The organism is Ignatzschineria sp. PL_is040 (genome assembly GCF_055813795.1).
Genome location: NZ_JBVPGU010000004.1, coordinates 36161 through 51616 on the forward strand (window position 1 = coordinate 36161; position 15456 = coordinate 51616).

The window sequence follows — 15456 nt, forward strand, 5'->3', positions numbered from 1 at the left end:
TGCTTCTATCTGCATTTACCGGCACTTATTGGAGTTTGTCAGTATTTATCAGTTTTATCTATTTTCATTTATTTTTATATATTTTTATCTATATCAGTCACAGTAATGTGATGACATAAACCATAGGAGGAATGATGCTATGCACTCATTCGCAAATCAAGATATGCTTCATGATCAAACAATAATAAAAGATCGTGCTTATCGTAAAATTACAATGCGTTTAATCCCATTTTTAATCCTTCTCTTTCTACTTGCATGGCTCAATCGAGTGAATGTGGGCTTTGCAAAGATTAGTACGCTCGATGATCTGCAGTTTAGTGAGGCTGTATATGGTTTAGGGGTGGGGATCTTCTTTATCGGTTATTTTCTCTTTGAACTACCGAGTAACATCTATCTAGAAAAGATTGGGGTGAAAAAGACTCTTGCAAGAATTACTATCTTGTGGGGAATTACTTCTGCTGCGATGATGTTTGTCACCACCCCGATGATGTTCTATGTTTTACGTTTTCTATTAGGGGTATTTGAGGCAGGATTTTTCCCTGGGGTAGTTCTCTACATCACCTATTGGTTCCCTATGGCGAGAAGAGCGAAGCTTTATGACCTCTTTTGCGATTGCCGGCGTTGTGGGCAACCCTTTAGCAGGTTTTATTATGAGTGTTATGGGAGATGTGGGCGGTTTAAGTAATTGGCAGTGGCTCTTTATTATTGAGGGTATTCCATCAGTCATTGCCGGAATCTTTGTTCTACTCTATCTACCTAACCGCCCTCATGATGCAAAATGGTTAACAAAAGAGGAGCAAGATACGATCGTTGCAGATATTGCAAAAGATCATCAAAGTGTCGAGAAAGAGGGAAGTATTAAGGCAATCTTTAAAAAGCCCGTTCTCTGGCTCTGTTGTGCGATCTACTTCTGTATTGTTGCCGGCAACGCTACCATCGCATTTTGGTCTCCAAGTATTGTTCAGGCATTAGGGGTTAGCAATAACTTTGTGATTGGACTTATCTCAGCGATTCCGTTTCTATTTGGAACCGTTACCATGGTGTGGTGGGGTGCTAGCTCTGATAAGAGTAATGAACGTAAGTATCATACTTGTATTGCGACACTTTTTGCCGGTATCGGTCTCATTTTAACTGGCTTCTTTATGGGGAATGCGGTAGCCGCAATGGTCGGTCTAGTGATTGGTTCAGTCGGTATTTTAGCCGCCTTTCCTGTCTTTTGGTCACTGCCTTCCCTCTACTTTGTCGGCGGTGCTGTTGCTGCTGCGATTGCGGTGATTAACTCAGTTGGGAATCTTGCCGGTTTTGTTGCGCCCTATATGATTGGATTTTTAAAGACCAAAACAGATAGCCTCGCATCGGGACTCTACTTTGTGGGCGCGTTAGAGTTATTAGCAGTTCTCTTCTTTATCAAGATTCCACGTAAAAAAGCATAAATTGAGAGCTCTACAACTTATGGTGAGCCGTTGAGGGTCAGTCAGTTGAGAGTGAGTTGTTGGCAGTGTTAGTGTTGCTAACATGATATTCCCAAAAGTATATGGCTAATTGGTCATCTATTTTTGGGAATTTTTTTAATGAGGGTTAGTGGGAGTCCCCTTATTAGTTAATAAGATTTTCAGAGAGCATGAAAGAAAGATTGCCTATGAAGCCTCATAGAAGTTGATGAGACTTAATGATGTGATTGCAGGGTATTTGCAACTTTAATTGATCTCAACCGCCATTTTGTCCCAAAAAGAGACGATTCTCTATTATCAATAAGGAGGAGATAACATATAGTAAGGTAATAGTGCGATGGTCTCTCTAGATCATTATCGGTGAACTATTCTGGTTGTTGTTGCTGGTTATAGTTGTAGTTTCTACTCTGACTTAACCACTATTTAAAATATAAGGATTGTCAGTTATGAAAAAACGAGTTTTAACCTTATGTGCGCTTAGTGCAGCACTCAGTTTTACCCTTTCAACAGCAGAAGCGAAGGGAAGATTAGTTGTCTATTGTAGTGGAACGAATGCTTTTTGTGAGGAAGAGGTCAAAGCATTTAGTGATAAGTATGATGTAAGAACTTCTGTAATTCGTAATGGTAGTGGTAGTACTTTTGCAAAAATTGAAGCAGAGAGAAGAAATCCACAAGCGGATGTTTGGTATGGTGGGACACTCGATCCTCACTCACAAGCTGGGGAGATGGATCTTTTAGAGCCTTATCAGTCAGAAGTTTTGGAAGAGATTATTCCTGAGTTTAGAGATCCCGCAAAGATGAAGGGCAATTACTCTTCAGCGGTCTATATTGGGATCTTAGGTTTTGGGGTCAATACAGACCGAGCCGAACAGTTGGGTATTGAGATCCCTAAATGTTGGTCAGATTTAACCAATGAAGGTCTCAAAGGGGAGATACAGATCGCCGATCCTCAAAGTTCTGGTACCGCCTATACGGCACTTGCAACCTTTAATCAGCTCTGGGATGAAGATACGGCATTTACCTATCTCAAAGATCTTGATAAAAATATCTCGCAATATACAAAATCGGGTTTTGCCCCGGCACGAAATGTTGCGCGTGGTGAAGCAACAGTTGGAATCGGTTTCCTCCATGACTATGCATTAGAGAAGGAGAATGGTGCCCCTATTGAGTTGATCGTTCCTTGTGAGGGTTCAGGATATGAGATCGGTGGTGTTAGTATCTTAAAAGGTGCGCGTAACTTAGAAAATGCCAAACTCTTTGTGGATTGGGCACTCTCCAAAGAGGCGCAGGAGATTGCTTGGAAAAAAGCACAATCCTATCAAGTTCCCACCAACGTGACGGCAGAAGCTTCCCCTAACTCCTTAAAATTAGAGGATGTGAATCTCATTGAGTATGATTTTGATAAATATGGGGATAGCGAGATGCGCACCTATCTTATCGAGAAGTGGGTCAATGATGTGAAGATGCAGAAATAGCGGCATCTCATTTTATTGGGAAGATCGAAGTTGATCATCAGCTTCGATATGATGTAAGGCTTACTCTTCGGGGTAAGCCCCTTTTTATCCACTCTCTCAATTTTATAGAGAGAGAATAGATAATGAGCTTGATAAGGGGTCAGATATGAAGAGAGATCTTGATCGATTGAGTATTTTTTTGAAAGAAGGTAACAATTTAAGGGGGAGAAGATGGCGATAGTGCAACGGCGGATCGACCCGATCTTTTACTGGGTACTATTGGGAGTCGTAGCCTTTTTAGTGCTACCAACTTACTCCTTAGATTATGGTTTATGGGACTCAACAGAAGAGGAGATCTTGGAATCTTTTGGTTGGTCCTCCCTCTCTATCGGTTGGCTCTGGTTTGCTCTACCTCTACTGCTGTTATTTCGCCCTTTGCGACCGACAGTGGCGCAACTTAAATCAGTTAGGCGAAATCGGTTCGATATTATGATTTTAGCATTTTCAACATTAGTGATGCTGGTCACATCGAGTATGATGGGAATGGGGCTCGGTTATAGCGTTATTTTACTTATTCTAGCTTTTGGAATGATCTTAACGCTCAATCTTTCTCGGCTCGATTACTTGGGTGGTGATCGTTTTATTATTGCCGCACTAATATTGATTGTAGCCCTGATCGCTATCTTTATTATCTATCCTATTATTAAGATCTTTATCCCGGTAGTAATGACAAAAGAGGGCTTTGCACCTTTCAATTTTTTCCATGTTCTTAATAATCACTATATCTTACGGGTCATTAAAAACTCATTACTATTAGCCACTGCCGTTGGTTTAACTGCAACGATCTTTGGGCTGATTTTAGCGGTTTATACTGCAAGAATTGCTAAGAGAAGCGTTATTATTGGGCGAATCTTTGCTCTTTTGCCAATTGTCACGCCTCCATTTGTCGTTGGACTCGGGATCACCTTGATGATGGGGCGCTCAGGGTATTTGACGGAATTTGCCGCCAATCATTTAGGCTTGACGACAACTAATTGGCTCTACGGCTTTACCGGAATCTGGCTTGCACAAGTATTAGCTTTCACACCAATGTCTTTTATGATTATCGATGGTGCGATTAAAACAGTTCATCCCTCTATGGAAGAGGCGGCTTACACCTTGCGCGCAACACCTTATAAGAGCTTTTTTACTATTTTTTTACCGTTGTTGCGCCCGACATTGGCAAACTCTTTTTTAATTGTCTTTGTACAATCATTAGCGGATTTTAGTAATCCACTTGTATTGGGGGGAAGTTTTGACGTGTTAGCGACGCAGATCTACTTCTATATTACCGGCGCACAGCTTAACTATACATCAGCTGCGACATTGGGGATTGTTCTGCTACTCTTCTCCTTAGCTGCTTTTGCCGCGCAATATCTCTGGATTGGTAAGCGCTCTTATGTCACTGTTTCTGGAAAGTTCTCTCGTGGGGATCTACAGCCATTGCCCATCTCATTAAAGTGGATCATTATTGGTGTCTTCTTTTTCTGGACCCTCTTTAATGGATTACTCTATGGCAGCATCTTCTATGGCAGTTTCACCATTAACTGGGGCGTGGATTACACCTTAACGCTCAATAACTTTAAGACGCTATTTGGGCAAGGATTTACTGATGGAGCATGGCCATCTCTGATCGATACCATCTCATTTGCAGCCATTGCAGCGCCTGTTACAGCTTTCTTTGGGATTTTAATTGCCTATATTGTGGTGCGACAAAACTTCCGAGGGAAGAAGACTTTGGAATTTACCACGATGCTCTGTTTTGCCGTGCCAGGAACTGTCGCTGGAGTTGCTTATCTTTTAGCTTTTAATGATGCCCCGATCTATATTACAGGAACGGCGGCGATTGTGATTATCTCAATGATTATGCGCAATGTGCCGGTGGGAATTCGTGCAGGGATTGCTGGATTAGGGCAGATTGATAAATCATTAGATGAGGCCTCATTAAGTTTAAAAGCAGGCTCTTTTAAGACGCTTTCTCTCATCTTAATTCCACTTTTAAGACCGGCGATCTTATCTGCCCTGGTCTATAGTTTTGTACGAGCAGTGACAACGGTCAGCGCTATTATCTTCTTAGTGACACCTGATACTCGGGTCGCAACGGCTTATATCCTAAATCGGGTAGAAGATGGTGAATATGGAATTGCGATCGCTTATGGATCCATTCTTATTGTCGTGATGATGGCGATTATTCTTATCTTTGACTATCTAGTAGGGGAGTCACGAACCCAACGATCAGCAGCAAAAAATGGACAGTAATTAGGAGAGATTTAACAATGACAACCTCATATTTTGTTGAGTTTAAAAATATTAATAAGACCTTTGGTAAAAATGTGGTGATCGATGATCTCTCTTTGCAGGTTGAAAAGGGAGAGATGATCTCTATTTTAGGTCCATCGGGTTGCGGTAAAACGACCATTTTGCGTCTTTTAGCAGGATTGGAGCAGCCAACGGCCGGCTCGATCTATATTAATGGCGAGGATGTGACTAAGCGTTCGATTCAAGAACGAGATATCTCAATGGTCTTTCAATCGTATGCTCTCTTTCCCCATATGTCTCTTGGGGAAAATGTAGGGTATGGTTTGAAGATGCTCGGCGTTGGGAAGAGGGAGCGAGAAAAGCGTGTCTCTGAGATTTTAGAGATTGTTGATCTTGCAGGATTTGAAAATCGCTATGTCGATCAGATCTCAGGTGGGCAACAGCAGCGTGTAGCGCTTGCTCGTGCGCTTATTCTTCAGCCGAAAGTGCTTCTTTTTGATGAACCCTTGAGTAATCTCGATACCAATCTTCGCCGAAGTATGCGAGAGAAGATCAGAGAATTACAGCAACAATTTGGAATCACCTCTTTCTATGTTACGCATGATCAGAGTGAGGCTTTTGCTGTCTCTGATCGTGTTTTAGTGATGCGAAAAGGGGAGATTATGCAGTTCGATACTCCAGAAAATCTCTATCGTGCCCCCAATTCGGAGTTTATCGCGAACTTTATGGGTGATGCTAATATTTTTGATGGACATTATGAAGCGAAGACCCAACAGTTAGAGGTGAATGGTTACCGTATTAGACTCGATCATGCTTTAGATCGACAAGATGGTGCCTGTCGAGTGGGAATTCGGCCTGAAGCGACCTCTTTACAGATAACCGGTGAAGAGAGTCAAAAATGCCATATTGAGCATGTTGTCTATATGGGAGCAACCTATGAAGTCACGGTTAATTGGCAGGGGCAGATTCTCTTTCTTGAGGTCAGCTCTATCGAAGAGAAACCGAAGCTCGATCAACACTATTATCTTCATATAGCGACGACAGGGATCTTTGCTCTTTAGTTTCTAATTTTGAGGCTTGGGAGGATTTAAGTATCTATTAAACGCCTATGAAATACCTATCAAATTAATTTCGAGTACTCAATTCGCTCTGATTATTATTTTGATAGTGATTTTTTAGGCGTTAACTTTGTTATCTTTAAAATAGCTTTATGCTGATCTTAGAGTCTTCTGATATTTTTTAATAATCAATGCTGATGATCAGCTTCGATGAATTTCTAGAATTAAAAATGCTACTATTAATTGACTATCTTTTACTGAATAAGGTTTAACGAAATGAGTTTGAAACAACCAATTGATCGCATAAAGATTAAAGGTTTTAAATCTATACAATCTGTAGATTTAAAGTTAACACCATTAAATGTATTAATTGGCTCAAATGGCTCAGGGAAAAGCAATTTTGTATCCTATTTCCGTCTACTTTCTCATTTAATAGAGGGGAATTTGGCATTTTGGATCAATAAGCAAGGGGGGGCTAATCGACTCTTAACTTATGGTACACAGGTGACAGAGAGATTATCATCAAGGTTGTATTTTGATAAAAATAGCTATGAATTTGAGTTAACAGCAACGGTAGATGACCGCCTTATTTTTCAAAAAGAGATCTTCTATTTTCAAGGAGATGGTTATCCAAAACCTTTTGATGTTGATTTAGGGCGGGGACATTCAGAAGCGAAGCTTAAGTCAAAGATTGATTCTGAACGAATTGCAGATTACTGTTATTCGGCAATTTCAAAGTGGCGTATCTATCATTTCCACGATACAAGTGATACAGCAAGAGTCAAACAGCAAGGGGCACTACATGATAATAAATACCTTCGACCAAATGCTTCCAATTTAGCTGCATTTTTATATAAATTGAGAGAGGAGTATAACGACACTTATACTCTGATTATTGACACTATCCGTTTAGCGATTCCTTTTTTTGATGATTTTGTATTAGAACCTAAGGCATTATCTACAGAAGAGAAACAGATTCGCCTCTTATGGCGTCAAAAAAATAGCGATTATGAATTATGGCCTAGTCAGTTATCAGATGGTTCTATTAGATTTATCTGTTTAGTTACAGCATTACTGCAGCCGGATCCACCTTCTACAATTATTTTTGATGAGCCAGAATTAGGGCTTCATCCCTATGCGATTACGTTGTTAGGAGCTCTTTTTAGGGAGGCTTCGAAGCGGATGCAAGTTATTATCTCAACGCAATCAGTTCCCCTTTTAAATCAATTTTCTGCAGATAATGTTATTACGGTTGATAGAGAGGATGGCGTTTCCATTTTTAAGCGTTTAGATGGGGAGACATTTTCGGAGTGGTTAGAAGAGTATACGCTAGGAGAACTCTGGGAAAAAAATATTTTAGGAGCAAGACCTAAATGGTAAGGGTTAACATTATTTGTGAGGGGCAAACTGAAGAGAGTTTTGTTAATGCAATTATTGCACCTTATTTTGCTACACAAGGTATCTGGATTAGTGCTCCTTTAATAGGGAAGCCTGGGCACAAAGGGGGAAATGTGAACTGGGCAAGATTAAAGCGAGATCTCACGGTCATGATGAAGAGTGACCATTCCGTCTATTGCACAACTTTTTTAGACTTTTATGGATTACATTCAGATTTTCCAGGAAAGCTGGATGCAGAGAGAGAATCAGACCTAGTAAAGAAGCTAGAAATAATGCAAGAAGCATTAGTTAACGCTGTTACTGAAACTTTAGGTGCAGAAGCTGCAACACGATTTATTCCCTATATACAGATGTATGAGTTTGAGGCAATTCTTTTTAGTGATCCACAATTGATGGAAGAGAAGTTAAATGTGAGGGGATTCTGTGCAATTAGAGATCAATTTAATTCGCCTGAGCATATCAATAATAGTTCAAGTACAGCACCTTCGAAACGAATAGAGAAGCTTTGTCCAACTTACCATAAGGTGTTAGGGGGAACAATTTTAGCAAGAGAGATGACTTTAGAGAAAATTAAAGCTGAATGTCATCTTTTTCATAACTGGCTCCAAAAATTAGAGCAACTTAAAAGCCGATAATAATCTATAGCAGAGCATTTAATACTTGAATATTAAATATATTTTTCTTTGAAACATGTAGCTTCTAATTTTTTCTAATCATGGCTGATAAAGTGGTTGATACTGTTTAGGGCGACAAATAAAAAAGCAGCTTCATCAATATTGGATCAATTGAGAAGCTGCTCTGTGTTTATATTGTGACTCTTTCTGAGAGACCTTTTTTACAGGTCTTAATTTCTCAGATTAGAGGTTCGGGTTAAAGATTCAAAATCAAAGATTCAGAATCAAAGATTAAAGAATAAAGCGACTGAGATCTTCATCTTCTACGAGATCTTCTAACTCATTTTTCACATACTCTTCTGTGACAACAAATTTTTCACCATCGCGATCAGAAGCGGTAAATGAGATCTCTTCTAGGAGACGTTCTAAAATGGTGTGGAGGCGACGAGCTCCGATATTTTCTGTCTTCTCATTGACTTCAAATGCCATTTTAGCGATTTTGTGTAATGCAGAATCATCAAACTCAAGCTCAACACCTTCAGTTTTAAGAAGCGCTTTATACTGCTTAATGAGTGCTGAAGAGGGCTCTGTTAAGATACGGTAGAAGTCATCCGCATTGAGTGATTTTAACTCGACACGAATCGGAAGACGACCTTGAAGCTCAGGGATCAGATCAGAAGGTTTAGCTAAGTGGAAAGCACCTGATGTGATAAAGAGGATATGGTCTGTCTTAATTGCCCCATATTTCGTTGAAACGGTACAACCCTCAATTAATGGAAGCAGGTCGCGCTGAACTCCTTCACGGGAGACATCCGCGCCGGAAGTTTCCCCTTTACGGCACACTTTATCGATCTCATCAATAAAGACGATCCCTTGGTTTTCGGCAATTTCGATCGCTTTCTGTTTTGCTTCCTCTTCATTGATTAGACGCGCAGCTTCCTCATTTTGAACTACTTTAAGCGCATCTTTGATCTTCATCTTTTTGCTCTTTTTCTTCTCCATACCCGATTGTTGGAAGAGCGATTGCAGTTGATCTGCCATCTCTTCCATACCGGGAGGGGTCATGATATTAACGCCGACACCTGTACTTGCGATTTCGATATCGATCTCTTTATCATCCATCTCTCCACGGATAATTTTTTCGCGGAATTTTTGACGCGTTGGGCTCTCCGCCTTGGGTGCATTAGGTTCATCGGCAAAACCAACACTTTTAGGCGGCGGTAAGATCGCATCGAGAACGCGCTCAATAGCAGCTTCCTCAGCTTTTGGATAAGCTTCTTTAATCATGCGCTCACGTACTTGTTTTACGGCAGCTTCAACAAGATCACGGATAATGGAGTCGACTTCACGACCGACATAACCAACTTCCGTAAATTTAGTTGCTTCAACTTTAATAAAAGGCGCATTCGCTAAAGTGGCAAGACGACGGGCGATCTCTGTTTTACCAACACCGGTAGGTCCGATCATTAAGATATTTTTAGGGGTGATCTCTTTTCTCATCTCATCTGAGACCTGTTGACGTCTCCAACGATTACGCAGGGCAATCGCTACGGATCGTTTAGCCTCATCTTGACCAATAATATAGCGATCGAGTTCTTGTACGATCTCTCTTGGTGTCATAGCGCTCATATTGATAATTCCTTTCTCTTTTAACTATTTTTTAGATCGTTCTTAGATCTTTTTAGATGTTGTTCAGATATTTGTTGTTCAGATATTGTTTAGATACTTTTCAGGTCTTTTCCAAATCTTTTCTAGATTTTTCCAGATATGCTTTCAGGTCTATTTGAAGAGATATACTCTTAAGATATCCATATGCATAGATCCTTTTATGCATCTATCTTTATGCTTTATGGCCTTAATAGAGGTTATCGCTCTTAGAATGAGAGCTTCTCTAATGTCAGGTTTGTATTACTATAGATACAGACGCTGCCGGCAATTTCTAAACTTTTACGCACAATCTCTTCCGCTGAAAGCTCAGTATTTTGTAAGAGTGCTAATGCTGCACTATGGGCAAACATACCGCCCGATCCGATTGTTGCAATATCATGCTCAGGCTCAATAACATCCCCTAAACCGGAGATCACAAAGGTTGCTGTTTCATCAGCAACAATTAAGAGCGCCTCTAATTTACGAAGTGAACGCTCTGTACGCCAATCTTTCGCTAAAGCAACAGCCGCACGGGTAAGATTCCCGCCATGCTGTGCGAGCTTCTCTTCAAAGCGTTCAAAGAGTGTAAAAGCATCTGCGGTTCCACCAGCAAAGCCAGCGATCACTTTACCATTATAGAGGCGGCGAACTTTACGCGCATTGCCTTTCATAATGGTGTTTCCCATAGATACCTGACCATCGCCACCAATGACCACTTCATTGCCGCGACGTACTGCACAGATGGTTGTCCCTCTAAACTGTTCCACAATTAAACTCCTTATAGTTTTAAGTTGGCATGCTAATATAATGTGGCATCTTTAGCCCATTTCAAGATGAAAGTAGAAAATGTGCCAAACTTACACATTTTTTGAAGAGAGAATAGATGGGGAGAAGGTGCATTATCTTAGAGATAGATCAGATAGATCAGATAGATCAGATAGATCTGATGTAGGGTTGCGAGTATAATTCGCTCTTGCCATAAGGGTTATTATTACTATTAGAGACCGATAAGTTTTTAAAGAGTGTCACATTTTCAAATTAAGGGAGAAGGGCAGATGAGAGATCGAAAAGAGAGTGCCGGCGCATTTGATGATTCACTCTTAAGTGATGATGAATTACTACGCTATTCGCGCCATATTATGTTGGATCAATTTGATTTAGCAGGTCAGGAGAGACTTAAACAAGCGCATGTTGTCGTCGTGGGTTGCGGTGGGCTTGGCATGGCGGCTCTTCCTCTTTTTGCTGGTGCCGGAATCGGAAAAATCACATTGGTGGATTATGATCGGGTCGATATTACCAATCTTCATCGGCAGACCGGCTATCGTATGGGGGATCTTAACCTCTCAAAGGTGAGGCAAGCGGCAAAGCATCTGCGAGAGCTCAATCCCAATGTCACGCTCGTTGAGGTGGAGCAGAAAGTCTCTTTTTCCGAATTGGAATCGCTGATTCAGGATGCCGATGTTGCGCTCGATTGTAGTGATAATTTTGCGCTACGAAAAGATCTGAATCGTGCTTGTTTTATCAATCGCGTTCCCCTTGTTTCAGGTTCTGCTGTCCGCTATGAGGGGCAATTGACCGTTTTTGACTTTCGTGATGAAAATAGCGCTTGTTATGAATGTCTCTTTGGGGGAGAGCATGCAGATGATGGTAATTGTGCGCTCTTTGGTGTCTTCTCTCCTGTAGTTCATATTATCGGTGTTTCCCAGGCGCAGGAAGCTCTTAAATTGATTATGGATTTAGGTTCAATTGCGGTGGGGGAGATCTGCCTCTACAATGCGCTCAATTTTAGTTGGCAGAAATTTAAATATCGACGTAATCCCGATTGCCCTCATCATCGAATCTGAAAAATTAGAGGCCAAAGTGTTAACTTCACCTCTTAATTAAGGTAAATTAGGGTAAATTTCGACAGAGAAGTGAGCGATCAATAGATGTCACGCGGAGCAGCTAGATAACTATTAGAGATCCCATTAGAGATAATTTAATGTTGATCGGTTCATGTAGTCAAGAAACGATCAAGAAACAATTGATCGTAGAAAGTTGAGAACAATATCAGAGAATCAGCGAGATTGCCGATCCCTCTATTCCGAACAAGAGAGAAGGTTGAATAATGAAAAAGTTTTTTGCAATAAGTAGTTTAAGTGCGCTTATTCTTGCCGGATGCGCAACGACAGAAGCTCCCACGAAGAGTGTCAGTTATACCGATTATAAAGATAACCACAAACATGATACGGAACTGGTTTCCGATAAACATTATGAGAGTTATCTTGCTTGTGTTCGAAGTGGTCTTAAATCCCATCAAGTGACGGAGTCTGCGCTTAAAGGAAATGGAGCTCGACTTCAGAGTGGTAACCACTTTGTGATTGAGATCTATCGCGCTATCGATAGTACTTATGCGCGTGCCGATAGTGATGATAAGCGTATTATTGATCTTCTCCATCGTTGTAAATAGTGCGTTGGGTAAGAATCAGTTGCCACTAACAGTTATCACTGATGATCGTTACTAACTGTAAAGGTCAGAGCATATTAGAAGAGTAGAAGAGTAAAAGAGTAACCTCATTGGGTTACTCTTTTTTTATAGACTCTATGATTATAGATTTTTAAAAGTGGTAGAGTGGGGCGAGAGTTTAGAGAAATCTCTCCGTAAGATACCATCCGGTAATACTCTCTCGGATCTTTTGGGTCGGTAAGACCTCATGTGGGAAATCTTCAGAGAGAAAGAGGATCATACTCCCCGCTTGAGGGGGTAGTGATAATATTACCTCATCTGATTCGGGCTTCTCACGACTATAGATCAGCAGCTCCCCTCCATCGCCGGGTTGCCACGACTCATTAAGATAGAGAACAGTCGTCACTTTTCGGCGATTCTGATTGCGCGCATTATCGTTGTGCCGTTTATAGTAGGCGCCACTTGGATAACGACAAAAGTGGGTCTCAAAATCACGTAAACCTAAATAGAGTGTTTGATTAAGTGATTGCTGAATCTCTTCCATCTTCTTAAAGTATTGGGCAATAGGCTCTCCCATGGTGGGGTCGAGCCAGAGGGTGAGATCGCCTCTAATCTCTCGATTCCCCTGTAACGTATGGCGGTGACCGATACGAGCTTCTTGTAATTGATCTTCCGGGATTGCTTCTTTAAGATCGGCAACCTCAAAAGGGGTAAGAAAATCATCCCACACATAGTAGCCCTGTGTGGTGAGCGCATCGATAAGATTGTCTGTTTTCATAGTGAATTTCAGAGATAAAAGTTAAGAGAAATTTTATATAGTGAAATCCAAAAAAATTAAAATAAAAAACTTAAATGAAATCGTGCATACCTCCATAACTACCGTTATTTAGGGACTTTTAGTTGTAAAACTGATTGTAAAATATTTCTATTTATTGTCAAAAAAATTAGCAAGAAGCTGTCATTACAGTGTCATATTGCATGCCTACTATAGTGAGTGACCCGATTGCAGAACGGGAGTCCTTCTATAGCTTTTGAATAGCTTTTGATTTTTTGGAGATCAATCATGACACGTAAACGTGATGAATTTGAAGTAAATAATCAGACCACAAACTCAGCCTTCTCGGAAGTGATGGATGCGCGTATCTCACGTCGCTCACTCTTTAAGATGGGGGGATTAGGTGTTACCGCTGGCATTATGTCGCTTTTTCCTTCTAATCTCTTTGCAGATAACGCCCGTGATGAAGTGATAAAAGCAGCGGAAAGTGGTCGCGTCTCTTTTAAGCCGGTTCCTTACTCAGTATTGGATACGGTGATTGTTCCCGAAGGTTATGAAGCGGTTGCCTTCTATAAATGGGGGGATCCTGTAGGATTGCCGGGTAATAACCCTGAATTTAAGAAAGATGGATCAAATAGTGCCGATGATCAAGCGGTGCAAGCAGGGATGAATCATGATGGGATGGCTTACTTTCCGTTAGGAGAGGGGGATGAGGCTTCTCGTCATGGTCTTTTAGCGATGAACCATGAGTATGTCGATAATGGTCTTCTCTTTGTGGATGGTGAGGCGAATTGGTCTGCCGATAAAGTTCTTAAATCACAAAATGCGATGGGGATCTCTGTCATTGAAGTGATGAAGAATGATCAAGGTGAATGGGAAGTGGTACGTCCTTCACAATATGCACGTCGCATTACACCGCATACAGAGATGGGCGTTTCAGGTCCGGCAAAAGGGCATGAGCTCTTTATTACTGCAGCAGACCCTACTGGTTCAAAAGTATTAGGTACCATGCAAAATTGTGCAAATGGTAAAACGCCATGGGGTACCTATTTAACTTGTGAAGAGAATTGGGCCGATATCTTTGTGAAAGCAGAAGGAGCGCATAATGCTCTCGAGAAGCGTTATGGTATTGCTGATAGTGACACTGCTTATCGTTGGGTGGAATTTGATGAGCGCTTCAATGTCGATAAACATCCCAATGAGGTGAACCGTTTCGGTTGGGTGGTAGAGATCGATCCTGAAGATCCTACCTCAACACCGGTCAAACATACGGCGCTCGGCCGTTTTAAACATGAGGGTGCTGAACTTGTTGTTGGACCGGATAAGCGCGTCGCCGTCTATATGGGCGATGATCAGCGCTTTGAGTATATCTATAAATTTGTCAGTCGTGATCAATATGATCCAGCAAAAGGGAAGGCGAATAGTCAGCTTCTCAGTGATGGAACGCTCTATGTTGCTCGCTTTGATGAGAATGGCAAAGGTGAATGGCTACCATTAATCTATGGTGAGAATGGTTTAACAGCAGAGAATGGATTTAAAAATCAAGGGGATGTCGTGATCAATGCCCGTAGTGCAGCTGATATTGTGGGCGGTACAAAGATGGATCGCCCAGAATGGATTGCAGCAGATCCTAAAAATCCCGGCAGTATCTACTGTACACTGACCAACAATAGCAATCGTGGTAAAGCAGGCTACCCAGGAAAAGATGCGGCAAATCCTCGTGATAATAACCTCTTTGGTCATATTATCCATTGGCAGGAAGATCATGCAGATGTCACATCACCAACATTTGAATGGGATATTTTAGCGCTTGCCGGCTCTGATTTAACAGATGATCCTAACTTAAAAGCTCAAAATCGTGGAGATGCTTTTGGTAGCCCTGATGGATTAGCTTTTGATCATAATGGAATCTTATGGGTGCAGACCGATGTCTCCTCATCAACCATTAATCAGAAAGCGTATGCCGGCATGGGGAATAATCAGATGTTAGCGGTTGATCCTGCTGATGGTTATTTCAAACGTTTCTTGGTGGGACCTAATCGTAGTGAGATTACGGGAATCTCCTTTACACCTGATAATAAGACGCTCTTTATCAATATTCAGCATCCTGGTGAGCCCGATAATGGAACAACTGATCCTTCCGCGGCATTAGCGCTCTCAACATGGCCTGATGGTGCGGCGGCAGGGCGTCCTCGCTCAGCAACTGTGGTGATTCAGAAGAGAGATGGTGGCGTGATCGGCAGTTAATCATTTTGATCTCTAATCATAATCTCATTGTGAGTTTATTATGAGCTTATTATGAGATAGCGATAGAG

11 protein-coding genes and 1 pseudogene are annotated in these 15456 nt (G+C 41.3%); 9 read left to right on the forward strand and 3 right to left on the reverse strand.

The window, feature by feature from the left end; genetic code table 11:
• The first annotated feature begins 139 nt into the window (after window positions 1-139).
• The 6 genes and pseudogenes from AC0SAP_RS06690 to AC0SAP_RS06715 all read left to right on the forward strand — a co-directional run bounded on the left by AC0SAP_RS06690 (window position 140) and on the right by AC0SAP_RS06715 (window position 8294).
• Window positions 140-1433: pseudogene (locus tag AC0SAP_RS06690) on the forward strand (MFS transporter).
• 464 nt (window positions 1434-1897) lie between these two features.
• Window positions 1898-2926 (forward strand): ABC transporter substrate-binding protein, encoded by a 1029-nt coding sequence (locus tag AC0SAP_RS06695; protein ID WP_473383548.1) that lies wholly within the window; start codon window positions 1898-1900, stop codon window positions 2924-2926.
• 210 nt (window positions 2927-3136) lie between these two features.
• Window positions 3137-5203 carry an ABC transporter permease gene (locus AC0SAP_RS06700; RefSeq protein ID WP_286481714.1) on the forward strand — a complete coding sequence of 689 codons (2067 nt, stop codon included), beginning with the start codon at window positions 3137-3139 and terminating at the stop codon, window positions 5201-5203.
• A 17-nt stretch (window positions 5204-5220) separates the two neighbouring features.
• Complete coding sequence (fbpC, locus tag AC0SAP_RS06705; RefSeq protein ID WP_094567917.1) at window positions 5221-6264, forward strand: ferric ABC transporter ATP-binding protein; 1044 nt, start codon at window positions 5221-5223, stop codon at window positions 6262-6264.
• A 273-nt stretch (window positions 6265-6537) separates the two neighbouring features.
• Window positions 6538-7641, forward strand: a complete 1104-nt coding sequence (locus AC0SAP_RS06710) for an AAA family ATPase (protein WP_094567916.1) — start codon at window positions 6538-6540, stop codon at window positions 7639-7641.
• Window positions 7635-8294 carry a DUF4276 family protein gene (locus AC0SAP_RS06715; RefSeq protein WP_473383550.1) on the forward strand — a complete coding sequence of 220 codons (660 nt, stop codon included), beginning with the start codon at window positions 7635-7637 and terminating at the stop codon, window positions 8292-8294. The genes AC0SAP_RS06710 and AC0SAP_RS06715 overlap by 7 nt, the downstream gene beginning before the upstream one ends.
• 270 nt (window positions 8295-8564) lie before the next feature.
• Here the strand turns inward: AC0SAP_RS06715 and hslU are convergent, their stop codons facing one another.
• Window positions 8565-9902 (reverse strand): ATP-dependent protease ATPase subunit HslU, encoded by a 1338-nt coding sequence (hslU, locus tag AC0SAP_RS06720; RefSeq protein ID WP_094567914.1) that lies wholly within the window; start codon window positions 9900-9902, stop codon window positions 8565-8567.
• 245 nt (window positions 9903-10147) lie between these two features.
• Window positions 10148-10687 carry an ATP-dependent protease subunit HslV gene (hslV, locus tag AC0SAP_RS06725; RefSeq protein ID WP_094567913.1) on the reverse strand — a complete coding sequence of 180 codons (540 nt, stop codon included), beginning with the start codon at window positions 10685-10687 and terminating at the stop codon, window positions 10148-10150.
• 288 nt (window positions 10688-10975) lie between these two features.
• Here hslV and AC0SAP_RS06730 point away from each other — a divergent pair, with 288 nt between their 5' ends.
• Window positions 10976-11764, forward strand: coding sequence for a HesA/MoeB/ThiF family protein (locus tag AC0SAP_RS06730; protein WP_473383552.1), 789 nt, complete (start codon window positions 10976-10978; stop codon window positions 11762-11764).
• A 263-nt stretch (window positions 11765-12027) separates the two neighbouring features.
• Window positions 12028-12369 carry a hypothetical protein gene (locus AC0SAP_RS06735; RefSeq protein ID WP_094567911.1) on the forward strand — a complete coding sequence of 114 codons (342 nt, stop codon included), beginning with the start codon at window positions 12028-12030 and terminating at the stop codon, window positions 12367-12369.
• A 175-nt stretch (window positions 12370-12544) separates the two neighbouring features.
• Here AC0SAP_RS06735 and AC0SAP_RS06740 read toward each other — a convergent pair whose 3' ends face one another.
• A complete protein-coding gene (locus tag AC0SAP_RS06740) occupies window positions 12545-13144 on the reverse strand; it encodes a 2OG-Fe(II) oxygenase (RefSeq protein ID WP_286481709.1) in 600 nt (199 codons plus the stop codon).
• A 285-nt stretch (window positions 13145-13429) separates the two neighbouring features.
• Here AC0SAP_RS06740 and AC0SAP_RS06745 point away from each other — a divergent pair, with 285 nt between their 5' ends.
• Window positions 13430-15388, forward strand: coding sequence for a PhoX family protein (locus AC0SAP_RS06745; RefSeq protein ID WP_473383553.1), 1959 nt, complete (start codon window positions 13430-13432; stop codon window positions 15386-15388).
• Window positions 15389-15456: the final 68 nt, after the last annotated feature.